Source organism: Proteus sp. STS61-E (genome assembly GCF_040932335.1).
GTDB lineage: Bacteria > Pseudomonadota > Gammaproteobacteria > Enterobacterales > Enterobacteriaceae > Proteus > Proteus mirabilis_B.
In genome coordinates, this window is the sequence record NZ_JBFQGE010000006.1 from 1 (window position 1) to 21,641 (window position 21,641).

Annotated in this window: 17 protein-coding genes; 13 read left to right on the plus strand and 4 right to left on the minus strand. The window is 40.7% G+C overall.

The window, feature by feature from the left end; genetic code table 11:
* Positions 1 to 190: 190 nt before the first annotated feature.
* On the minus strand, positions 191 to 850 hold the full coding sequence (locus tag AB4J89_RS13800) for a GntR family transcriptional regulator (RefSeq protein WP_088493892.1): 660 nt from the start codon (positions 848 to 850) through the stop codon (positions 191 to 193).
* Positions 851 to 1,318: 468 nt separating this feature from the next.
* Between AB4J89_RS13800 and AB4J89_RS13805 the strand changes: the two genes are divergently transcribed.
* The 7 genes from AB4J89_RS13805 to AB4J89_RS13835 all read left to right on the plus strand — a co-directional run bounded on the left by AB4J89_RS13805 (position 1,319) and on the right by AB4J89_RS13835 (position 8,865).
* Complete coding sequence (locus tag AB4J89_RS13805) at positions 1,319 to 2,569, plus strand: NRAMP family divalent metal transporter (RefSeq protein ID WP_194951722.1); 1,251 nt, start codon at positions 1,319 to 1,321, stop codon at positions 2,567 to 2,569.
* Between the two features lie 13 nt (positions 2,570 to 2,582).
* Positions 2,583 to 3,374, plus strand: a complete 792-nt coding sequence (locus AB4J89_RS13810) for a LamB/YcsF family protein (protein WP_368469786.1) — start codon at positions 2,583 to 2,585, stop codon at positions 3,372 to 3,374.
* Positions 3,371 to 4,177 carry a putative hydro-lyase gene (locus AB4J89_RS13815; RefSeq protein ID WP_368469628.1) on the plus strand — a complete coding sequence of 269 codons (807 nt, stop codon included), beginning with the start codon at positions 3,371 to 3,373 and terminating at the stop codon, positions 4,175 to 4,177. Before AB4J89_RS13810 ends, AB4J89_RS13815 begins: the two co-directional genes overlap by 4 nt.
* Before the next feature lie 14 nt (positions 4,178 to 4,191).
* Positions 4,192 to 5,769 carry a 5-oxoprolinase/urea amidolyase family protein gene (locus AB4J89_RS13820; RefSeq protein WP_368469630.1) on the plus strand — a complete coding sequence of 526 codons (1,578 nt, stop codon included), beginning with the start codon at positions 4,192 to 4,194 and terminating at the stop codon, positions 5,767 to 5,769.
* Between the two features lie 16 nt (positions 5,770 to 5,785).
* On the plus strand, positions 5,786 to 7,531 hold the full coding sequence (locus tag AB4J89_RS13825; RefSeq protein ID WP_368469632.1) for a biotin carboxylase N-terminal domain-containing protein: 1,746 nt from the start codon (positions 5,786 to 5,788) through the stop codon (positions 7,529 to 7,531).
* Between the two features lie 202 nt (positions 7,532 to 7,733).
* Positions 7,734 to 8,531, plus strand: coding sequence for a sulfite exporter TauE/SafE family protein (locus tag AB4J89_RS13830; RefSeq protein WP_088493887.1), 798 nt, complete (start codon positions 7,734 to 7,736; stop codon positions 8,529 to 8,531).
* 103 nt (positions 8,532 to 8,634) lie between these two features.
* On the plus strand, positions 8,635 to 8,865 hold the full coding sequence (locus tag AB4J89_RS13835) for a hypothetical protein (protein ID WP_075672928.1): 231 nt from the start codon (positions 8,635 to 8,637) through the stop codon (positions 8,863 to 8,865).
* A gap of 38 nt (positions 8,866 to 8,903) precedes the next feature.
* On the opposite strand, the gene AB4J89_RS13840 is transcribed toward AB4J89_RS13835, so the two are convergent.
* Positions 8,904 to 9,344 (minus strand): PACE efflux transporter, encoded by a 441-nt coding sequence (locus tag AB4J89_RS13840; RefSeq protein ID WP_088493886.1) that lies wholly within the window; start codon positions 9,342 to 9,344, stop codon positions 8,904 to 8,906.
* Positions 9,345 to 9,454: 110 nt separating this feature from the next.
* Between AB4J89_RS13840 and AB4J89_RS13845 the strand changes: the two genes are divergently transcribed.
* Complete coding sequence (locus AB4J89_RS13845) at positions 9,455 to 10,357, plus strand: LysR family transcriptional regulator (protein ID WP_023583674.1); 903 nt, start codon at positions 9,455 to 9,457, stop codon at positions 10,355 to 10,357.
* Here the strand turns inward: AB4J89_RS13845 and narL are convergent.
* Together narL and narX are read right to left on the minus strand one after the other, a co-directional pair.
* Entirely contained in the window at positions 10,354 to 11,007 is a 654-nt protein-coding gene (narL, locus tag AB4J89_RS13850; RefSeq protein WP_082239485.1) for a two-component system response regulator NarL, read from the minus strand. The genes AB4J89_RS13845 and narL overlap by 4 nt on opposite strands.
* A 25-nt stretch (positions 11,008 to 11,032) precedes the next feature.
* Positions 11,033 to 12,838 (minus strand): nitrate/nitrite two-component system sensor histidine kinase NarX, encoded by a 1,806-nt coding sequence (narX, locus tag AB4J89_RS13855; RefSeq protein WP_088493885.1) that lies wholly within the window; start codon positions 12,836 to 12,838, stop codon positions 11,033 to 11,035.
* Between the two features lie 297 nt (positions 12,839 to 13,135).
* On the opposite strand from narX, the gene AB4J89_RS13860 reads away from it, so the two are divergent.
* Genes AB4J89_RS13860 through narI form a run of 5 tightly spaced genes read left to right on the plus strand, consistent with a single transcriptional unit; the run spans position 13,136 to position 21,296 of the window.
* Complete coding sequence (locus AB4J89_RS13860; protein ID WP_088493884.1) at positions 13,136 to 14,530, plus strand: NarK family nitrate/nitrite MFS transporter; 1,395 nt, start codon at positions 13,136 to 13,138, stop codon at positions 14,528 to 14,530.
* 52 nt (positions 14,531 to 14,582) lie between these two features.
* Positions 14,583 to 18,344, plus strand: coding sequence for a nitrate reductase subunit alpha (locus tag AB4J89_RS13865; RefSeq protein WP_368469636.1), 3,762 nt, complete (start codon positions 14,583 to 14,585; stop codon positions 18,342 to 18,344).
* A complete protein-coding gene (narH, locus tag AB4J89_RS13870) occupies positions 18,344 to 19,897 on the plus strand; it encodes a nitrate reductase subunit beta (protein WP_088493882.1) in 1,554 nt (517 codons plus the stop codon). Before AB4J89_RS13865 ends, narH begins: the two co-directional genes overlap by 1 nt.
* Positions 19,897 to 20,622 carry a nitrate reductase molybdenum cofactor assembly chaperone gene (narJ, locus tag AB4J89_RS13875; RefSeq protein WP_311755421.1) on the plus strand — a complete coding sequence of 242 codons (726 nt, stop codon included), beginning with the start codon at positions 19,897 to 19,899 and terminating at the stop codon, positions 20,620 to 20,622. The genes narH and narJ overlap by 1 nt, the downstream gene beginning before the upstream one ends.
* A complete protein-coding gene (gene narI, locus AB4J89_RS13880; protein WP_088493880.1) occupies positions 20,619 to 21,296 on the plus strand; it encodes a respiratory nitrate reductase subunit gamma in 678 nt (225 codons plus the stop codon). Before narJ ends, narI begins: the two co-directional genes overlap by 4 nt.
* The last annotated feature ends 345 nt before the right edge of the window (positions 21,297 to 21,641 follow it).

Below are 21,641 nucleotides of genomic sequence, written 5' to 3' on the forward strand. Positions count from 1 at the left end.
GAAACGTTGTAGCGCCGATGGTAGTGTGGGGTCTCCCCATGTGAGAGTAGGGAACTGCCAGGCATTAAATAAGACGAGAAAGCCAACCCAATGGGTTGGCTTTTTTGCATTTAGAGTTTAGTGAATTTTAAGTACTATACTAAATTCTAAATATAAAAATGCCCTAATTTAGGGCATCTTTTATGATCTTTTAGCAAAAATTATGACGAGAAAATGCAGCAAGGACTGTTCTTTCTGATATTTCTAAATAGTCCTCCATTGCTGTTGCTGCTTCTTGGGCTTTTCCATCCATTAAAAGTGTTAAAATCTGTTCATTCTTCTCAATATACGGTGCATGTAGTAATTGAGGATCGTTTAATAAACCGAAGGCTAAACGTAACTCTGCTAAAATAAGTTGGTATTGTTTAAACAATCTAGGACTATCTGAAAGCTCAACAATCGCGGTATGAAAATGCATATTACAGGTTCCTACACCACTCCAATCTTGTTGTTCTTGAAAGACTTTTGCTTGGTTAACACTATCTTGCATTCTAACAATAGCTGGATGCATAGGATAAGAATGTCGCAGAGCATCACATTCAATTAATCGTCTTACACGATAAATATCCATAATACTTGCCATATCTGGCACAGAAACAAAAACACCACGATTAGGTTTATAAGTTAAAAGCCCTTCTTGGGTAAGAACGCGAAAAACCTCTCTTAAAGTATTACGCGATATCTCTAGCGTTTCGCTTAATGCAGTTTCTGACAATCTTTCACCAGGAGGTAATTCTCCAATAGTGATTTTTTGCCGAATAACATTTGCGACTTTTTGAGAAAGAATTTGTGGAGATGTTTTTTTCTGCATTATCTTCTGCTATTAGCTTAATAGAAGCGCCTATTCTATCAGTGTGTTTTGTAATATATAACCTCTATTGTGTCACTCTGTCGTACTTCTCACTGTATAAAGTATGACTTTCTGTTTATTTCCATCAAAAAAACTTAATTTTTTATCACGATATTTTAGTGATTAAACTTATTTTTCCTTCGATCTTGTGCACTATTTTTGTGCATCTCATCTTTTTATGCTGCATTTAGGTGCATATTCATTACTTACTAATTAATAATAATTGTCAATAAAATGTTAAAAATGCGATCTTCACTGCACTTTTATCATCCCATATTTAAATCTATTTGCTTATTTATTCATCTATTATTATTAATTGTTCAACAATCTAATATCAGGTGATTAACAATTACGTATTCATGCTCAACAATGGCATGCTAATTGCCTTAGTAATAATAATTAAAATAATGATGATAAAGGGGGTAGCTCATGGCTACACAAGATTCTGCAAACACAACATCAAGTTCGTTTATAAAAAATAGACGCTCTTCATTGATAGCTGCCATTTTTTTAATGGCGACATCAGCTATTGGTCCGGGTTTTATTACTCAAACTGCAACCTTTACTGCCACTATGGGGGCAGCATTTGCATTCGGTATTTTGGCATCAATCATCATCGACTATGTTGTTCAGCAAAGTATTTGGCGAGTGATCACAGTTACCAATATGCGAGCTTCAGACATTGCTAACAAAGCAATACCCGGTAGCGGTTACTTACTTGCGGTATTAGTTATTTTTGGCGGTTTAGTGTTTAACGTGGGTAACATTGCCGGTGCTGGTTTGGGGCTTAATGCAATGGTGGGGCTTGATCCTAAATGGGGTGGGATCTTAAGTGCTTTACTTGCGATCTATATTTTCTCATCACGCAAAGCCAGTAACTTTATCGATCGTATGATTATCGTTCTTGGCATTGTCATGATCTTACTGACTGTTTTTGTGATGTTTGCCTCTAATCCTCCAGTAGGTGAAGCATTAAGACAAACTGTTTTACCTGATGCGATTAACTTCGCAACGATCACTACAATTGTCGGTGGTACTGTGGGCGGCTATATCTGTTATGCCGGAGCTCACCGTCTTCTCGATAAAGGAACTACGGGCATTGAGAACATTGATGCTGTATCAAGCGCTGCAACCAAAGGAATTTTAGTGGTTGGATTAATGCGCTATATCCTGTTCCTTGCCATTTTGGGCGTAGTTGCCAGTGGCGTAACATTAGATATTTCTAGTCGCGCGGCTAACCCTGCATCTCAAGCATTTCAACACGCGGCAGGTTTAACTGGATTACGCATCTTTGGTCTTATTTTATGGGCAGCTGCATTAACAAGTGTAATTGGTGCTGCTTATACCTCAATGTCATTTATTACAGTATTTAAAAAAGGTGTTACTGAGCGTCAACGTAATATCGCAACCATTATTTTCATCGCTATTTCACTTGTCATTTATATGGTTATGGGAACAGCGCCGGCTGCATTATTAGTCTTCGCCGGTGGTTTTAACGGTCTGATTTTACCTATTGGTATGACACTATTTATTTTTGTTGCATGGCGTCGCCAAGATCTCATGAATGGCTATAAATATCCTGCATGGTTACTGTGGTCAGGTATTTTGGTCTGTGCGCTGACTTGGTATATGGGCATTATGTCCGTGGGTGCTATTTTCAACTACCTCAACATTGCTTAAGAGAACAATAATGATGATAAAAGCAGTCGATTTAAATAGTGATTTAGGTGAGAGCTTCGGTCAATGGACGATGGGCAATGATGATGCGGTGCTTGAAATTGTCAGTAGCGCTAATATCGCTTGCGGTTTTCATGCAGGTTCACCGGATGGAATTTTAAAAACATTAAAAGCGGCGAAACAGCGTAATGTCGCGATAGGTGCGCATGTTGCTTATCCTGACTTAGTCGGTTTTGGTCGTCGTAATATGGATATTGCCAGTGATGAATTAACCGCAGATGTAATTTATCAAATAGGTGCTTTACAAGGATTGGCTAAAGCAGTGGGTTTAAGTGTGACCTATGTTAAGCCTCATGGTGCGCTTTACAACACAATTGCTCATGATAAACGTCAAGCACTTGCTGTTATTGAGGCGATACTTGCTGTAGATCCTCAACTGACATTAGTTGCTTTAGCGGGATCACCTTTGATTACATTTGCGAAAGAAAAAGGTCTTCGAGTAATCGCAGAAGCCTTTGCTGACAGAGCTTATCATGCTGATGGTACGCTAGTTTCTCGTAAAAAAGAGGGAGCTGTTTTACATGATCCTGAACGTGTTGCTCAACGCATGTTGCAGCTTGTGCAAGAAGGTGGTGTTGAGTCCATAGAAGGCATTTTTACTACGATACAAGCCGATTCTATTTGTGTTCATGGTGACAGTCCAGATGCCGTAGCCCTCGCTAAAAGTGTAAAAGAAATTTTAATTAATCATGGTGTTAGCATTAAGCCTTTTGCACCTCTGCCTCTTAAAAAGGAGGTTCAAAAATGACTAATTTAATGCAAGCAACCGCGGATGCAATTGCTAATGCACAAGAAGCTCGATTAGCTATTCGCAATGGTTTAGCCATACCAACCGCCGGTATGGCTAAAGGTATGACGCAAGCTAATATGATTAGTTTACCTCGTGATTGGGCATTTGATTTTCTGCTCTATGCTCAACGTAACCCGAAAAGTTGCCCAATATTAGATGTTTGCGAATCAGGTAGTTATCACACTGTTTTAGCGAAAGACGCCGATCTGCGTACTGACATTCCTCTTTATCGTGTTTGGGAAAATGGCAAATTAACGGGTGAAATTACGGATGCCACCAAAATTTGGGCACAACATCCCGATCTTGTTACGTTTCTTATTGGTTGTAGTTTTACTTTCGAAACACCCATGTTAGAAGCGGGTATTGAAATTCGCCATATCACAGATAACTGCAATGTTCCGATGTATAAAACCAATCGTTTATGTCGCCCAGCAGGACGATTAGAAGGTGAATTAGTGGTTTCAATGCGCCCTATTCCAGCTGATAGAGTCGCTGATGCGGTGATGATCAGTGGTCGTTTCCCTTCTGTACATGGTGCTCCCGTACATATTGGCTCGCCCGACACTTTGGGTATTAAAGATATTATGTCGCCAGATTTTGGCTCACCAGTGAGAATTGAAAAAGGCGAGATCCCCGTCTTTTGGGCTTGTGGTGTGACGCCTCAAGCGGCAGTGATGCGTTCAGGTGTTCCTTTCGCACTTAGCCATGCTCCGGGGCATATGTTTATTACCGATGTGCCTGATGAAGCTTATCACGTATAAGGGAGGAAGATACTTTGCGCTTTTTACCCGTTAACCTATCTCATTTACTTGTTGAGCTTTCCTCTTTAAAAGAGACGCTCGCATTGTATGAATCCGTTAAACAAGCGGATATTGCTGCTATTCAAGATATTGTACCTGCGGCGAAAACACTCTTAATTCATTATACGCCGTGGCTAATCACAGCTGAAGAGCTTGTGCTTCAGCTTCGACAGTTAGAAGTTAAAGCGGTATCAGCACGTCAAATACAATCATTAACGATCCCCGTTCATTATCAAGGTGAGGATCTTAATGAGGTCGCTGAATTATTAGGGATCGCTACCAGTGAAGTGATCCGCAGACACACAGAACAAACCTATCAAGTTGCATTTACTGGTTTCGCCCCAGGCTTTGCTTATTTGATTGCAGATGAAACCCAGCTTTATGTGCCTCGTCGTAAAACGCCTCGTACACGTATCCCCGCAGGTTCGGTCGGATTAGCTGGCGAGTTTAGTGGTGTTTATCCGCAACAAAGCCCCGGTGGTTGGCAACTTATTGGTACCACTGAAATAAAGATGTGGGATCTCTCACGTGAACAACCTGCTTTTTTATTACCGGGTAATGAAGTGCATTTTGTTGATGCACAAAAGTCACCGATAACTGTTTCACTACCGGAGAAAAAAGCCGTAGTCGCTTCCTCGCTCTCATTGAATGATAAAGGGCTATATGTTATTTCAGCAGGACTACAAACTTTATTTCAAGATGAAGGGCGTATTGGTGCTGCATCAATGGGAGTATCTGCTTCTGGCGCACTTGATAAACCCGCTTTACATGCGGCTAATCGTTTAGTGGGTAATCCTGCAACCTTTGTTGCACTTGAGATAACCCAAGGTGGACTGACACTTAAAGCACGACAAGATTGTGTGATCGCTTTAACTGGGGCGGATTGTTCCATTACGCTAAGACATGAGTCGGGTGAGACTGAATTCTTATCTGGTTATCAACCTATCGATGTTCGCTGTGGCGATGAAATTATTTTAGGTATGCCAAAAACAGGTGTACGTAGCTATCTTGCCGTGAGAGGTGGGTTTGAATTACCAAAGGTGTTAGGGAGTTATGCATTTGATACCTTGGCACAAATTGGCCCTAATGCTTTGCAAGAAGGAGATGTACTTCATTTAAATAATGAAAGCACCTCAAACGGTATTCTTGCGGATGAACTGCCGACATCAACACTGCCAAAACAAGGTGATATCGTCACTCTTGATGTTGTTTTAGGTCCCCGCACTGACTGGTTTACTACTGAAGCTATAAAGACATTAGCCTCTCAATTATGGCAGGTGACACCACAATCTAACCGTATTGGGTTGCGTTTACTGGGCGAAACCCCTCTTGCTCGAGAACAACAACAAGAGCTATCGAGTGAAGGCACTTGCATCGGTGCAATACAAGTTCCGATTAATGGGCAACCTGTTTTGTTTCTTAACGATCACCCATTAACAGGAGGATATCCTGTTATCGGCGCTGTTGCTGAATATCACTTACCACTTGCAGGGCAGATCCCTGTTAACGCTAGAATTCGTTTTAATCCAATTACCGAATTTCAAGAATATTGATAGGAGAATGCCACTCATGACAACAATTAACCAAAAACAACGAGTGAAGCATAGAGTACTTATTGCAAACCGAGGTGAAATTGCGGTTCGTATTATTCGTGCTTGTCAGGATCATGGTGCGACTTCGATTGCCATTTACGCTAATGATGATATTGATGCGCTACACGTCCGTCTTGCTGATGAAGCTTATGGACTCAATGGTAATTTGCCGAAAGAAAGCTATCTAGATATTAAGAAAATTATTGATATTGCCCATAAAGCTAATGCCACAATGATCCATCCCGGCTACGGTTTTCTTTCCGAGCGAGCTGATTTTGCAAAAGCGGTACAAGACGCAGGATTTATTTGGATCGGCCCTAACCCAGAAACGATTGAAGTGCTTGGTGACAAAGTGAAAGCACGTAAAATTGCACAATCTGTTGGTGCACCTCTTGTAAATGGTACGTCTGATCCCGTTAATGACGCCAAAGAGGTTATCGATTTTGCTAAACAGCATGGTCTACCTGTTGCCATTAAAGCCGCTTTTGGTGGTGGTGGGCGGGGTTTGAAGATCGCACATAAAATGGAAGAAATTGAAGAGCTCTACCATTCTGCTGTACGAGAAGCCGTAACTGCATTTGGTCGTGGTGAATGTTATGTTGAGCAATTCCTAGATAAACCTCGCCATATCGAAGCGCAAATTATCGCAGACAAACTGGGCAATGTTGTTGTTGTCGGAACACGAGATTGTTCGTTACAGCGACGTAATCAAAAGCTTATTGAAGAAGCGCCGGCACCTTATTTGACAGACGAACAACGTGAACGTATTCACCAATCAGCTAAAGATATTTGTGCGAAAGCGGGTTATGTGGGTGCAGGCACCGTCGAGTTTTTATTAAGTGCAAATGGCACTATTTCATTTCTAGAAGTGAATACACGCTTACAAGTAGAGCACCCTGTTACTGAAGAGACGGCAGGTATTGATTTAGTGATCGAGCAGTTACGTATTGCTGAAGGTTTACCGCTAAGTATTGATAAAACACCTGTTCCTCGGGGACATTCTTTTGAATTTAGGATCAATGCAGAAGATCCTGCTAAAGGTTTTTTACCTACACCAGGTTTAATTACACATTTCTCTCAGCCTTCAGGCCCTGGAGTTCGTGTAGATAGTGGTGTTGCCGAAAATAACCAGGTTTCACGCCAATTCGATTCTATGATGGCAAAATTGATAGTGACAGGTGCAACTCGTGAACAAGCTATTGCCCGAGCTCGTCGAGCATTATCTGAATTTAAAATTGAAGGGGTAGCAAGTGTATTACCTTTCCATTGTGAAATGATGGAGCATGCCGATTTTACTGAAGATTTCAAAGTGCATACCCGTTGGATTGAAACAGATTTTCAGGCAAAAAATACACATTTTCCTCGTAGCACGCCTGCAAAAAATGAAGAGCTTGTTCGTACTTTTATTGAAATTGATGGTCGTCGTCATGAACTTGCTTTACCAGCTCAATTACTGTCACTCTCCGCGGTAATACCAACAGCAATTAATGCCAGTCATGAGAAAGAAGAGAATGAAAAAGCCGTCACGGCACCCATCTCTGGCGTATTACATAGCTGGATCTTAGCTGATGGCGATAAAGTCAAAGAAGGTGATGTTATTGCTATTATGGAAGCGATGAAGATGGAAGTTCAGGTAATAGCTTCTTGTGATGGAGTACTACTGCAAAAAGCGAAAACAGGTGATTATTTTTCAGCAGAATCGGTCTTAGCTGAAATAAATTAAATATATTAAAAGTATCATATTGATTAATAAAAATAATATCTATCATTAATATCGGCCCTTTAATATGAGGTAATTTCATATTAAGGGGCTTTTTTATAATAACTTTATTTATATTCCTATTTGTTATATCTAATTCCTTTTGGTTATAAGTTATTTTGCCTATAATCGAAGCTTGTTAAATTTTAACCCAAAAGGAAATAAGATGTTGCTTGTAACACAACTACTTATCGGCGCTGCAATCGGGTTAGTTATTACAACGACCGGTGTAGGTGGTGGTGTTATTTTATTACCTGTTCTTATTTATCTTTTTGGTATGAATGCATTAGCTGCGGTTGCGACAGCAAATTTACTCTCGATGCTAATGAAGCTCTCATCTTCTTATATTCATTTTCGGTTAGGTAATATCCCATTAAAACCCGCACTATTGATCTTAGGGATAATGTTTCCGGCAACATTTTTAGCGAGTTATGGTGTGACATGGTTGGGATCGCAACCTCAATATTACGATCGTGTTGAATCGGCGATTAATATTTTAATGATCGTTGCTATCGTGTTTTCATTGATCTTGTTTTTACAGCGAATGGTAAGAAGATCAGCAATTTCAGATCCCTTAATTTCTTTACCTCCGCCTTCTTCAGTGACTTTTTCTTCCCTATTTGTACCGGGAGTCAGTGCAGGTTTTGTACTTGGTGCGACGGGTGTTGGAGGGGGGTTAGTGGTGTTGCCTGTGTTAATGCGTTTTGCACAAATGGGTATTAAAGAGGCAATCGGCACATCTATTTTTATTACCACGATCCTTTCTGGTGGCTCTGCTATTGCTTATAGTGCTGGTGGTTATACCGATGTTCACACAGCACTTATTCTCTGCTTAGGCTCATTACTTTCCATTCCATTAGCTCGCTATTTACTTGTGTATTTATCAGAGCGTTTTTTCCAATATTTAACACTGTCTTTTATTCTGATCAGCATCATTATGATGAGTTGGAAGTTAATAAATTAACGTAATGGAATATCGAGTGAGTCAATCTTTCTCTTATTGCCTTTGGTTAGACTAAACTTATTCTATCATCATTAGATTAACTACTAAGAGTAAGTATAACGAGATGAATATTAAAACAGGTGATGAGTTTTTGGTTTATATGGCGCTGGGTGAAGAGAGCTATATGAAAGAGTATTACCGTGTGATTGAAATTGATTCAACACTTTCTCAAGTGACGGGTAAATTACTAAGAAGAACAACGGCTGATGACAAAAATATTGGATTAGGTCGTTGCGAGCTAGAAGGTGGTATTGAGCAATTTGCGTTAGAAGATATCTATCCTGTTAAAGAGTGATCCATTATTGGGATCACTCTCCTTACTTTATTTGTTGCTTAGGCTGCGGGTGCATTCTCAGGTAATGCAGATTTTGGTAAGCCAAAAATTTTGTCAAATACCCAGTTATAAACGAAGGTATAACAAGGGATGATGATGATCAGCGCAAAGTCCATAACTAATGCTTGCCACAATGAAACATTAAGCCACCATGCAATCAGTGGAATTAAATAGAGCACCAGTGTTAGCTGAAATCCAATTGCATGGACTAGACGGCGTCTAAACGTTCGAATTCTTGAAACCTGCCTACTCTCCCAAAATTCAAATATACAGTTATAAATAAAATTCCAACTTACTGCGATTGTTGTGATCACCAGAGCTAATGGACCTGTTACTGCTGTTGAGCTATCAGCCAAAAGTGCAAGCCCGACTGATGAAATAACCCAGCCAAAAATTTCATAAGCTGTCACGTAGACAATTTTTCGTTTGATACCTTGCATTGTGCTCTCTTTTTCTGTGGATCTGTGTCGTTAAGCATCGTAAGATAAATCAGCAAGAATGATAGAAAAAGTTAGCTAGTATCAATTTTATTGAAACATCAGGAGTGAACATGCAGTTCTCAAGTGAACATATTGCGATATTTTTAGCAGTGATGGATAAGGGATCTTTCTCTGCGGCTGCACGTTCATTAAAACGCGTTCCATCAGCAGTCAGCATGGCGATTGCTAATATGGAAGCTGAATTAGGTTATGCACTTTTTGAACGTTCATCACGAGAGCCTCAGCCAACTGAAAAAGCCAAAGCACTTGAGCCTCATGCCAGAATGATCGCAGAGCAATTAAAATTATTACAAGTGCATGCACAAGAGCTTTCAATGGATCTCGAAAGTGTCTTAAATATTGGTGTTGCGGCTGATATTAATCCTGATTATCTATTACCTGCGCTATCTGAATTAACGCAACGTTATCCATTACTTAATGTGAATGTGATAACCGCGGCACAAGATGACATTATTGAGATGTTGCATTCACATAAAATTCAATTAAGCCTAGTTTATGGTGGCTTGTATGTGAATGGCGATGAGCAATTTCAATATCTAGGCTCTGAGTCATTGGTCGCAACAATATCAGCAAGTCATATTGCATTGGCACATCCTGCAAGTGTGTTTATTGAAGATCTTGTGAATGTTCGCCAAATTATGATCGCAAGCCACACTAAAGAGCTAAGAGATGAACGCTCATTAGTGGCGACGAATTATTGGCAAACAGATAGCTTTCAAATGGCGTTGGGTATGGTTGAAGCAGGGATGGGATGGGGTAATTTACCGTATTCGTTGATTTATACTCAATTGCAAAAAGGTAAATTAAAACAGCTTCAGTTTAAGAATACGAAAAATGAATTACGATTGCCTATTCATGCCATGTGGCTAAAAGGGGAGTCGTTACAGAAAGGAGCAAAAGAGTTAGTTGAGCTGATGAGTACCCACCAGCCCATCGTACCTAACTTTAATTAATCGACACGTTGTTGATGAACCCAAACAGCAACTTCAACACGAGATTTTAGCTTCATCTTTTTCAGTAGATGTTTTACATGCACTTTGACTGTACTTTCTGTGATATCAAGCTTACGGGCGATCATTTTATTTGATAATCCTTGCGCTATCAGTTTTAAAATATCGCGTTCACGCGGGGTGAGTTGTTCAATATCACGCTCACCTTCAGAACGATCTTCACGTAAGGATTCGGCTAAAATAGGGGTTAACGCAGGGCTGACGACCATTTTTCCGGCAGCTGCCTGTTTTAGAGCCGCAAGTAATTCTTCAGGCTCCATATCTTTTAGAAGATAACCATCTGCACCACGTTTTAATGCTGTGACTAAATCATCACTATAATTTGATACACTGAAAACAACGATCCGACCTGATAATGACTTTAATCGCAGTTGATCGAGTGTTTCAAAACCATTCATTCCTGGCATATTCAGATCCAGCAAAATTAAATCAGGATCTAATTCTTCAGCTAGCTTCACACCTTGAATACCATCTCCCGCTTCCCCAACGACAGTTAGTGTTGTATCAAGACTTAAAAGTTGTTTTACACCATTGCGTAGCATCGGGTGATCATCAATGAGTAAAATTGTCGCTTTTTCTGTGGGGGAACCCATATTATTCATTACGACTTGCTCCAATTTAGACAGGGTCTTTATGAGTAGTTATTAATGGAAATTTAACAAACACTTGAGTACCGCCCTGTTCGCGTACTTTTATAGTATAAGAACCATTTAAGCTATTTGCGCGTTCACGCATAATAATAAGGCCATAATGATTTAATTTTTCAGGATTAGGGCTAATTCCTTCACCATTATCATTAATTTTTAGTTCGACCATGCCATTATTTAGAGATAAAGAGACTTCAGCCCAATTGGCATTGGCATGTTGCAAAATATTATTTAATGCTTCACGGACAATTTGAACAACGTGAATGCTTTGATGTGAATTTACACATTTTGCGGGTAATTGATAGTCAAAATTAATAGAGAAACCAAGGCGTTGATTAAATTCAGTCAGTGTACTTTCTAACGCGGCAAGTAAACCTGGCTCAGTGAGTTTTAAGCGAAATGTGGTTAACAGTTCTCTTAATTGGCGATAAGCGACATTCAGCTCTTCTCGCATCTCTTTTAGTAGCTTTTGGCAATTATCCGGTAAGGTTTCTGACTGCATCTGTAAATAGCTAACTTGCATTTTTAAACAAGAGAGCGATTGAGCAATAGAGTCATGTAATTCGCGTGCAATCGCCGAACGCTCATCCATTAACAAAAGTTGCTGTTGTTGTTCGTTTTGCTGTTCCATTGCCAGCATTGCTGAAATCTGTTTTGTCAGTAATAGCATTAAATTATTCTGTTCATCCGTTAGGGCGGTATGTTCAGGTAATTGCATAACAAATAATCCATAGCGATGGATCTGATCGGCTAATTCCCAATGCAATAGTTCACTGCGTAGTGGAATAGTGGCTGAAGCGGTTTCATCACAACGTTCACATTGTGGATCAGGACAATGTTCAGGGCGTGGTTGAGGTTCTAAACTGATCTCATTAAAGAGTGTGTGATGATTATCTTCATATAAACGTATCTGCAAATAGGCATCAGGAATGATTTGTTGAAGCTCAAATAATATTTGTCTTAATCGGGCACAAAGTGGCGCAGGAGAGTGTAATTGTTGGCTTGAATGATAGAGGTAAGAGAGCACTTTATTTTTCTGTTGTAAGTCGTGTGTTTTTTCAACCACTCTTTTTTCTAATTCGCTATACAGCGTAGAAAGCTCTTCTGACATGGTATTGAGTGCAATACCCAATGTGGCAATTTCATCATGGTGTGTACGCTGGTGGAAACGGGCTGAAAAATTACCATGACCAATCGAATTTGCCATTGCCATAAGTTGTTGCCAAGGATGTAATAAACGGCGACGGAAATGCCAAACAGAGCCAAACAGCAATAACAGTGTCAGTGCCGTAAAAATAAGCTGGGTATAAGCCACCAGCCTGATTTTTTGCTCTGTAAGTTGATCGATACTTAATACTAATTTATCTAGCTGTGAAACAAAAAAGGCAACTTCTTGTTTGGCTTCATCGCGTTGTTGCGCATAAAGTAAAGTTGGCTTTAAAGTATCCTTCCAATAAGTATTTAATTGAGCATATTGTGATTGCAGTGATTCATTGCTTAGGACTTGAAGTAACTCACCACTGTCTAAGTCGGTTTCTAACTCGTGAAGATAATAACGATGTTGCTCATCTAGGGGTAAAGCAGATAACAAGCGATAGCTTTGCATCCGTAGCGATCCAGACTTATTAATCGCATGAGCATTACCTTGTACACTCAAAATAATATGGTTAGAAATCGCCATTCCTACCACACCCAATAGAGTGAAAAGTAACATTAATATCGCTATCTGATTAATAATTGAAAAACGGTAGTGCCATTGGATTTTATTTGTACTCATCGTTATTTTTCCAAATTTATTCTGGCGCTATATTGCCTTAAAAAGACACCAAATGTCATATACCACTAAAGTATTACCTCCAAATATCTGACGGAGGTAATTTCACTTCTAAATTATAGCGTTTTTAATTTAACTCATTAATTTAAAATGAAAAATTAAGGATAATCCTATTAACACTTAGGTATAAAGAGTGACTTTAGCTTAAAAATCAAACAAATCTTTGCTTGATGCAGATCATGACTAATTAACAATTCTAATCGTACAAAGGTGCCAATCTAACCGTTAATCGAGGTTGTTATGGCACTCACTCAACACCCAGAAAAAATGAGAAAAGGGGTGATCGAAGATTGGCATCCTGAAGATAAAGCTTTTTGGGAAAAGACTGGTCAAAAGATCGCTTCACGCAATTTATGGATTTCTGTTCCTTGTTTACTTTTATCGTTCTGTGTATGGATGCTTTTTAGTGCCGTTGCAGTAAATTTGAACAAAGTAGGTTTTAACTTTACCACAGATCAGCTGTTTATGCTGACTGCACTGCCTTCAGTCTCAGGTGCTATTTTACGCGTTCCTTATTCTTTTGTTATTCCTATTTTTGGCGGTCGTCGCTGGACAGCAATCAGTACTGTCTTTCTTATCATTCCTTGTATCTGGCTTGGTTTTGCAGTGCAAGACACCACAACGTCTTACTCAACCTTTATTGTGATTTCACTGCTATGTGGTTTTGCAGGTGCAAACTTTGCATCCAGTATGGCAAATATTAGCTTTTTCTTCCCTAAAGCACGTCAAGGTGGTGCATTAGGATTAAATGGCGGATTAGGCAACCTGGGTGTTAGCGTTATGCAATTGGTTGCGCCATTAGTGATTGGTGTTGGCGTGTTTGCTATGTTTAGTGGCCCCGGTGTTGTTCAGCCTGATGGTTCACGTTTATGGCTAGAAAATGCGGCATGGGTTTGGGTTCCTTTCTTACTTATTCTGACCTTTGCTGCTTGGTTTGGCATGAACGATCTGGCGGCTAACAAAGCCTCTTTAAGCCAGCAATTACCCGTATTAAAACGGGGTCACCTTTGGTTATTAAGTATTTTATATCTGTGCTCTTTTGGTTCATTTATTGGTTTCTCTGCGGGTTTTGCAATGCTTTCTAAAACCCAATTTCCAGATATCGTCATTCTACATTATGCGTTCTTTGGACCTTTATTAGGTGCATTAGCTCGCCCTGTAGGTGGTGCTTTATCGGATAAATTTGGTGGTATTAGAGTCACACTGATCAACTTTATCATCATGGCAATTTTCTCTGCTCTGCTTTTCTTAACACTGCCTGTCAATGGTGCTGGTGGCTCATTTATTGCCTTCTTCGGTGTCTTTATGGTGTTGTTTTTAACTGCCGGTTTAGGAAGTGGTTCTACATTCCAAATGATTGCGGTGGTGTTTAGAAAAATCACGATTGATCGCATGAAAGCACAAGGTGCCACAGACGAAGCCGCTCAAAAAGAAGCGGTGACTGAAAGTGCAGCGGCGCTTGGCTTTATCTCTGCTATTGGTGCAATTGGCGGCTTCTTTATTCCTAAAGCCTTCGGTACATCATTGGCTATGACTGGCTCTCCTGCCGGTGCCATGAAAATCTTTGTTCTATTTTATATCGCCTGCGTCTTGATCACTTGGTTGGTCTATGGACGTAAACACAATAAACAATAATGACGAATTATACGCAATGTGAGAGCGCTCGCGCGCATTGGGAGAGTATCTGATGAGTAAGTTTCTCGATAGATTCCGCTATTTTAAGCAACTTGGTGATACCTTTTCAAAGGATCATGGCCAAGAGCTAAATGTTAACCGTGATTGGGAAGATGGTTACCGTAGTCGTTGGCAACACGACAAAATTGTTCGTTCTACTCACGGTGTAAACTGTACCGGCTCTTGTAGCTGGAAAATTTACGTCAAAAATGGGTTAGTGACATGGGAAACCCAACAAACGGATTACCCACGTACACGTCCTGATTTACCAGATCATGAGCCTCGTGGCTGTCCTCGTGGTGCAAGCTATTCATGGTATTTATATAGCGCGAACCGCGTTAAATACCCAATGGTACGTAAACGCCTAATTAAATTATGGCGTGAAGCAAAAGCACAACATAGCGATCCTGTTGATGCATGGGCTTCTATTGTTAGTTCACCAGAAAAAACTAAAAGCTATAAGCAAGCACGTGGGCGTGGTGGTTTTGTTCGCTCGTCATGGTCAGAAGTGAATGAAATCATTGCTGCTTCTAACGTGTTTACAGCAAAAGAGTTTGGCCCTGATCGTATTATCGGGTTCTCGCCAATTCCGGCTATGTCGATGGTCTCATATGCTGCGGGTGCGCGTTATTTATCTCTGATTGGTGGCGCATGTTTAAGCTTCTACGATTGGTATTGTGATTTACCACCTGCATCGCCAATGACTTGGGGTGAGCAAACCGACGTTCCTGAATCAGCAGACTGGTATAACTCTTCTTACCTGATTGCATGGGGTTCTAACGTACCGCAAACACGTACACCAGATGCCCACTTCTTTACAGAAGTTCGTTATAAAGGGACTAAAACAGTTGCGGTAACACCTGATTACGCTGAAATCGCAAAACTCTGTGACCAATGGTTAAATCCAAAACAGGGTACTGATAGCGCAATGGCAATGGCGATGGGACACGTTATTCTTAACGAATTCCACGTTAAACGCCAAACTGAATACTTTAGTAACTACGTGCGCACTTACACTGACATGCCAATGTTGGTGATGTTAGATAAACACGACTCAGGCAAGCTAGTTGCAGGTCGTATGTTGCGTGCTTCTGATTTAGTGAACAATCTGGATCAAGAGAAAAATCCAGAGTGGAAAACTGTTGCTATTGATGAAAAAACACAGCAATTGGTTGCTCCTCAAGGTTCTATGGGCTTTCGTTGGGAAGGTGCAGCTAAATGGAACCTTGAGCCTAAAGACGGCAAAAGTGGCGCAGATGTCACTTTACAATTAGGTCTTTTAGATAACCACGATGATATTGTTGATGTAGCATTCCCTTACTTTGGTGGGATCAAGAGTGAATACTTTGAAGGTGTTGCCCTTGATGATGTGATTGTTCATAAACTGCCTGCTAAGCGTATTACACTTGCGAATGGCGAAGAGAAATACATCACAACTGTTTATGATTTATTGTTAGCTAACTACGGTGTAGATCGTGGTTTAAATGATGAAAACTGTGCATCAAACTACGATGAAATCAAAGCATACTCACCAGCATGGGCTGAAAAAGTGACAGGTGTAGGTCGCCAAGATATCGCTCGTATTGCACGTGAATTTGCGGATAACGCAGAAAAAACACACGGTCGTTCGATGGTGATTGTGGGAGCCGGTATTAACCACTGGTACCACATGGATATGACTTATCGTGGCATTATCAATATGCTGATTTTCTGTGGTTGCGTCGGTCAAAGTGGTGGTGGCTGGGCACACTATGTTGGACAAGAAAAACTGCGTCCACAAACTGGTTGGTTGCCATTAGCCTTTGGTCTTGACTGGCAACGTCCGCCTCGCCATATGAACAGCACATCATTTTTCTATAACCACTCAAGTCAGTGGCGTTATGAAACCGTATCACCAACAGAGCTGTTATCACCATTAGCCGATAAATCTCGCTTTAGCGGTAGTTTGGTCGATATGAATGTGCGTTCAGAGCGTATGGGATGGTTACCATCAGCGCCTCAATTAAATCTAAATCCTCTATCTATTGCGAAAAAAGCGCAAGAAGCGGGTATTAGTGCCGCTGATTACACGGTTAATGCATTGAAATCAGGTGAAATTCGCTTTGCAGCTGAGCAACCGGATAATCCACAGAACTTCCCACGTAATTTATTTATTTGGCGTTCTAACTTATTAGGCTCTGCGGGTAAAGGGCATGAATATTTACTGAAATACTTGCTGGGAACTGAAAACGGTTTACAAGGTAAAGACTTAGGTGAGCAAGGCCAAGTTAAGCCACAAGAAGTGGAATGGCAAGATAAAGGCGGCGAAGGTAAAGTTGATTTAGTGGTGACTTTAGACTTCCGTATGTCAAGTACCTGTCTCTTCTCCGACATCGTTTTACCAACCGCTACATGGTATGAGAAAGATGATATGAATACTTCGGATATGCATCCATTTATTCATCCATTAACTGCCGCGGTTGATCCTGCTTGGGAATCTAAAACAGACTGGGAAATCTATAAAGGTATTGCTAAAACCTTCTCTAAATTGTGTGTTGGTCATTTAGGGGTTGAAACGGATTTAGTTACATTGCCTATTCAGCATGACTCTGCCGCTGAAATGGCACAGCCTTTTGATGTGAAAGATTGGAAAAAAGGTGAATGTGACCTTATTCCGGGTAAAACAGCACCACACCTTATTCCTGTTGAGCGTGATTATCCAAATACCTATGCTCGCTTTACCTCACTTGGCCCTCTGATGGACAAATTAGGTAATGGCGGTAAAGGGATCAGCTGGAATACACAGACAGAAGTCGATTTTCTGAAAAAACTCAACCGTGTCCGTCATGATGGTGTGGCAAAAGGTCGCCCTGCTATTGAAACGGCGATTGATGCAGCCGAAGTTATTCTCTCTTTAGCACCTGAAACTAATGGTCAGGTTGCTGTAAAAGCGTGGGATGCACTCAGTAAAGTGACAGGACGCGATCACACTCACTTAGCCAAAGTGAAAGAAGACGAAAAAATTCGTTTCCGCGATATCGTTGCTCAACCTCGTAAGATCATTTCAAGCCCAACATGGTCTGGTCTTGAAGATGAGCATGTCTCTTATAACGCCTGTTATACCAACGTTCACGAGATGATCCCTTGGCGCACTTTAAGTGGTCGCCAGCAGTTGTATCAAGATCACGAGTGGATGCGTGCTTATGGTGAAAGTTTAGTGGTCTATCGTCCACCGATTGATACCAAAGCTATTGATGCCGTTAAAGGTAAAAAACCAAATGGTTTCCCTGAGAAAGCACTGAACTTCCTGACTCCTCACCAAAAATGGGGTATTCACTCAACGTATAGCGATAACTTACTGATGTTAACGCTAGGTCGCGGTGGCCCTGTGGTTTGGCTGAGTGAAGATGATGCTAAAGAGATGGGAATTAGCGATAACGATTGGGTTGAAGCGTACAACAGTAATGGTGCGTTAACAGCAAGAGCCATTGTCAGTCAACGTATTCCTGATGGCATGATTTATATGTATCACGCACAAGAGCGCCAAATAAATCTGCCGGGATCGGAAATAACAGGAATGCGTGGTGGTATTCACAACTCAGTGACGCGTGTTTGCCCTAAACCAACGCATATGATTGGTGGATACGCTCAATTGGCTTATAGCTTTAACTATTACGGCACAGTGGGCTCTAACCGTGATGAGTTTGTTGTGGTGCGTAAAATGAAACAGATTGATTGGCTTGATGGTGAAGGTGATGCTTATCAACAGACCCTGAATGGACAGGAGAAGGCATAATGAAAATTCGTTCACAAGTCGGTATGGTACTGAACCTCGACAAATGTATCGGTTGCCATACCTGTTCAGTAACCTGTAAAAATGTTTGGACTAGTCGCGAAGGTGTTGAATACGCATGGTTCAATAACGTTGAAACAAAACCGGGTACAGGGTATCCACAAAATTGGGAAGACCAAGAGAAGTGGAAAGGTGGTTGGATCAAAAATATCAAAGGTAAATTAGTGCCAAGAATGGGTAACCGTGTTGGTCTATTATCGAAAATTTTTGCCAACCCTGATGTTCCTGCATTAGACGATTACTATGAGCCCTTTGATTATGACTACGAGCATTTAAAAAATGCTCCAGAAGGCTCGTTACCGACTGCACGTCCTCGTTCGTTGATCACAGGTCAGCGCATGACCAAAATCGAAAAAGGCCCAAACTGGGAAGACGATTTAGGGGGCGAATTTAGTAAACGTGCAGCGGACAAAAACTTCGCCAACATGCAAAAAGAGATGTATGGGCAGTTTGAAAATACATTCATGATGTATTTACCTCGTTTATGTGAACACTGCTTAAATCCTGCTTGTGTTGCGACATGCCCAAGTGGTGCAATTTATAAACGTGCTGAAGACGGTATTGTGCTTATCGACCAAGATAAATGCCGTGGATGGCGTATGTGTTTAACAGGATGTCCATACAAAAAAATCTACTTCAACTGGAAAAGCGGTAAGTCGGAAAAATGTATTTTCTGTTATCCACGTATTGAAGCAGGTCAGCCAACACTGTGCTCAGAAACTTGTGTAGGACGTATTCGCTATCTGGGTGTGATGTTATATGACGCAGATAAAATCTCACAAGCCGCCAGTGCGGATAATGAAAAAGATTTATACCAAAGCCAGTTAGATATCTTCTTAGATCCATTCGATCCTGAAGTGATCAAAGCCGCTGAAGAGCAAGGTATTCCGTTAAGTGTGATTGATGCAGCACAACGTTCACCTGTCTACAAAATGGCGGTGGATTGGAAGCTGGCATTACCACTGCACCCTGAATATCGCACCTTACCAATGGTTTGGTATGTGCCACCTTTGTCACCTATTCAGTCAGCTGCCGATGCGGGCGTGTTACCGCATACCGGTGTATTGCCTGATGTAGAAAGCTTACGTATTCCTGTTCAATATTTAGCTAACTTACTGACAGCGGGCGATACAGCACCCGTGTTATTAGCATTAAAACGAATGCTTGCGATGCGTCATTACAAACGCGCTGAAACCGTAGAAGGAAAAACAGACTTAAGTGCATTAGAGCAAGTCGGTTTGACTGAAGCACAAGCACAAGAGATGTATCGCTATCTGGCTATTGCAAATTACGAAGATCGCTTTGTTATTCCATCAAGTCATCGCGAACTCGCAAGAGAAGCTTTCCCAGAACGTAATGGTTGTGGTTTTAGCTTTGGTGACGGTTGTCATGGTAGTGATAGCAAATTTAATTTGTTTAATAGTCATCGTATTGATGCGATTGATATCACATCAAGAACACCTCAGGATGAGCGTCGTTCAGAGGAGAAAATATAATGATCTCTCTGAAAATCATTTCCCATCTCTTAGATTATCCCACACAAGAATTGTGGGATAACCGAGGCGAACTGCTCAATGCATTACAGGAAGCCGATGAGCTTCCTGTGACTCAAGTTGCTAAATTAATGGCATTTATTCATGCCTTAACGCAGCAAGAGTTGTTAGATGCACAATCCAATTACAGCGAACTTTTTGATCGAGGTCGGGCGCGATCACTGTTGTTATTTGAACACGTTCATGGTGAGTCTCGCGATCGTGGTCAGGCAATGGTTGATCTACTCAATCAATATCAACAAGCAGGGATCACATTAAGTAGTCGTGAACTTCCTGACTATTTGCCTACTTACCTCGAGTACTTAACACTTTTACCTACAACCGAGTGTATTGAAGGGCTAAATAACATTGCGCCTATTTTGGCTCTGTTAGGTGAGCGTTTAAAACAGCGAGGCAGCGATTATCACGCTCTCTTTGATGTGTTGCTTTGTCTCTCACAAAGTGAATTAGAAGCATCACAACTGACTGCTCAAGTAGAGAAAGAGCCTTTAGATGATACACCTGCTGCATTAGATGCTGTGTGGGAAGAAGAACAAGTGACGTTTCTTGGAGAAGGTACGCAATGTGGTAGTGGCAAGATCAGCCAACATCAGCGTCGTTTTGCACAAGAGACCGCAGTTCAATATCTCAACGTGGGGAATTCGTTGGATACGGGAGCACAAAAATGAATTACATCAATATGTTATTTTTTGATATCTATCCCTATATTGCTGGTGCCGTTTTTATTATTGGTAGCTGGTTACGTTATGACTATGGTCAATATACATGGCGTGCTGGCTCTAGCCAGATGTTAGACAAGAAAAACATGCGCCTTGCCTCTAACTTATTCCATGTGGGGATCCTCGGTATTTTTGCTGGCCACTTTCTGGGGATGTTAACACCGCATTGGATGTATGAATCTTTCTTGCCGATTGAATATAAGCAAATTATGGCGATGGTCGGTGGTGGTACTTGTGGTGTGTTAATGCTGGTGGGAGGTGTAATGCTATTAAAACGCCGTTTAACCAACCCACGAGTAAGAGCCACATCTTCATTTGGTGACATCATGATTTTAACGCTGCTGGTTATTCAAGTCGCGTTAGGTCTGCTGACTATTCCTTTCTCGGCCCAACATATGGACGGTAGTGAAATGATGAAGCTGGTGGCTTGGGCACAATCTATTGTGACATTCCACGGTGGCGCTTCAGCAAACCTTGAAGGTGTTGCATGGGTATTTAAATTGCACATCTTCTTAGGAATGACGATTTTCTTATTATTCCCATTCTGTCGCTTAGTTCATATTTGGAGTGTGCCAATTGAGTATTTAACTCGTCGCTATCAAATTGTGCGTAATCGTCATTAATGACTGCTCGATCTCCTGATAGTAACTTAGAGACCTTTTAGTTGCGCTTATCTCACCCCCGCCCGCGGGGGTTTTTTTATCTCTTTTTCCTCTCCTAAAACATCAACAAAATTTTTGAATGGTTAAAACAATAATCTTTAGATTCATTTAAGCAAGATTGTACTTATAATTCTTTTCAACAAAATGAATAAATTTATATAAACAAATAAGCAGTTAATTAAATATCGTGATATTTAATTAAATTTAAAGGTTTACAATCGATTATTTATTATTAATAAATACATTCAAATGTAAATTTAAAAGGTTCTGCGTATTGTCATATAAATTTGGTGCTATGATTTAATT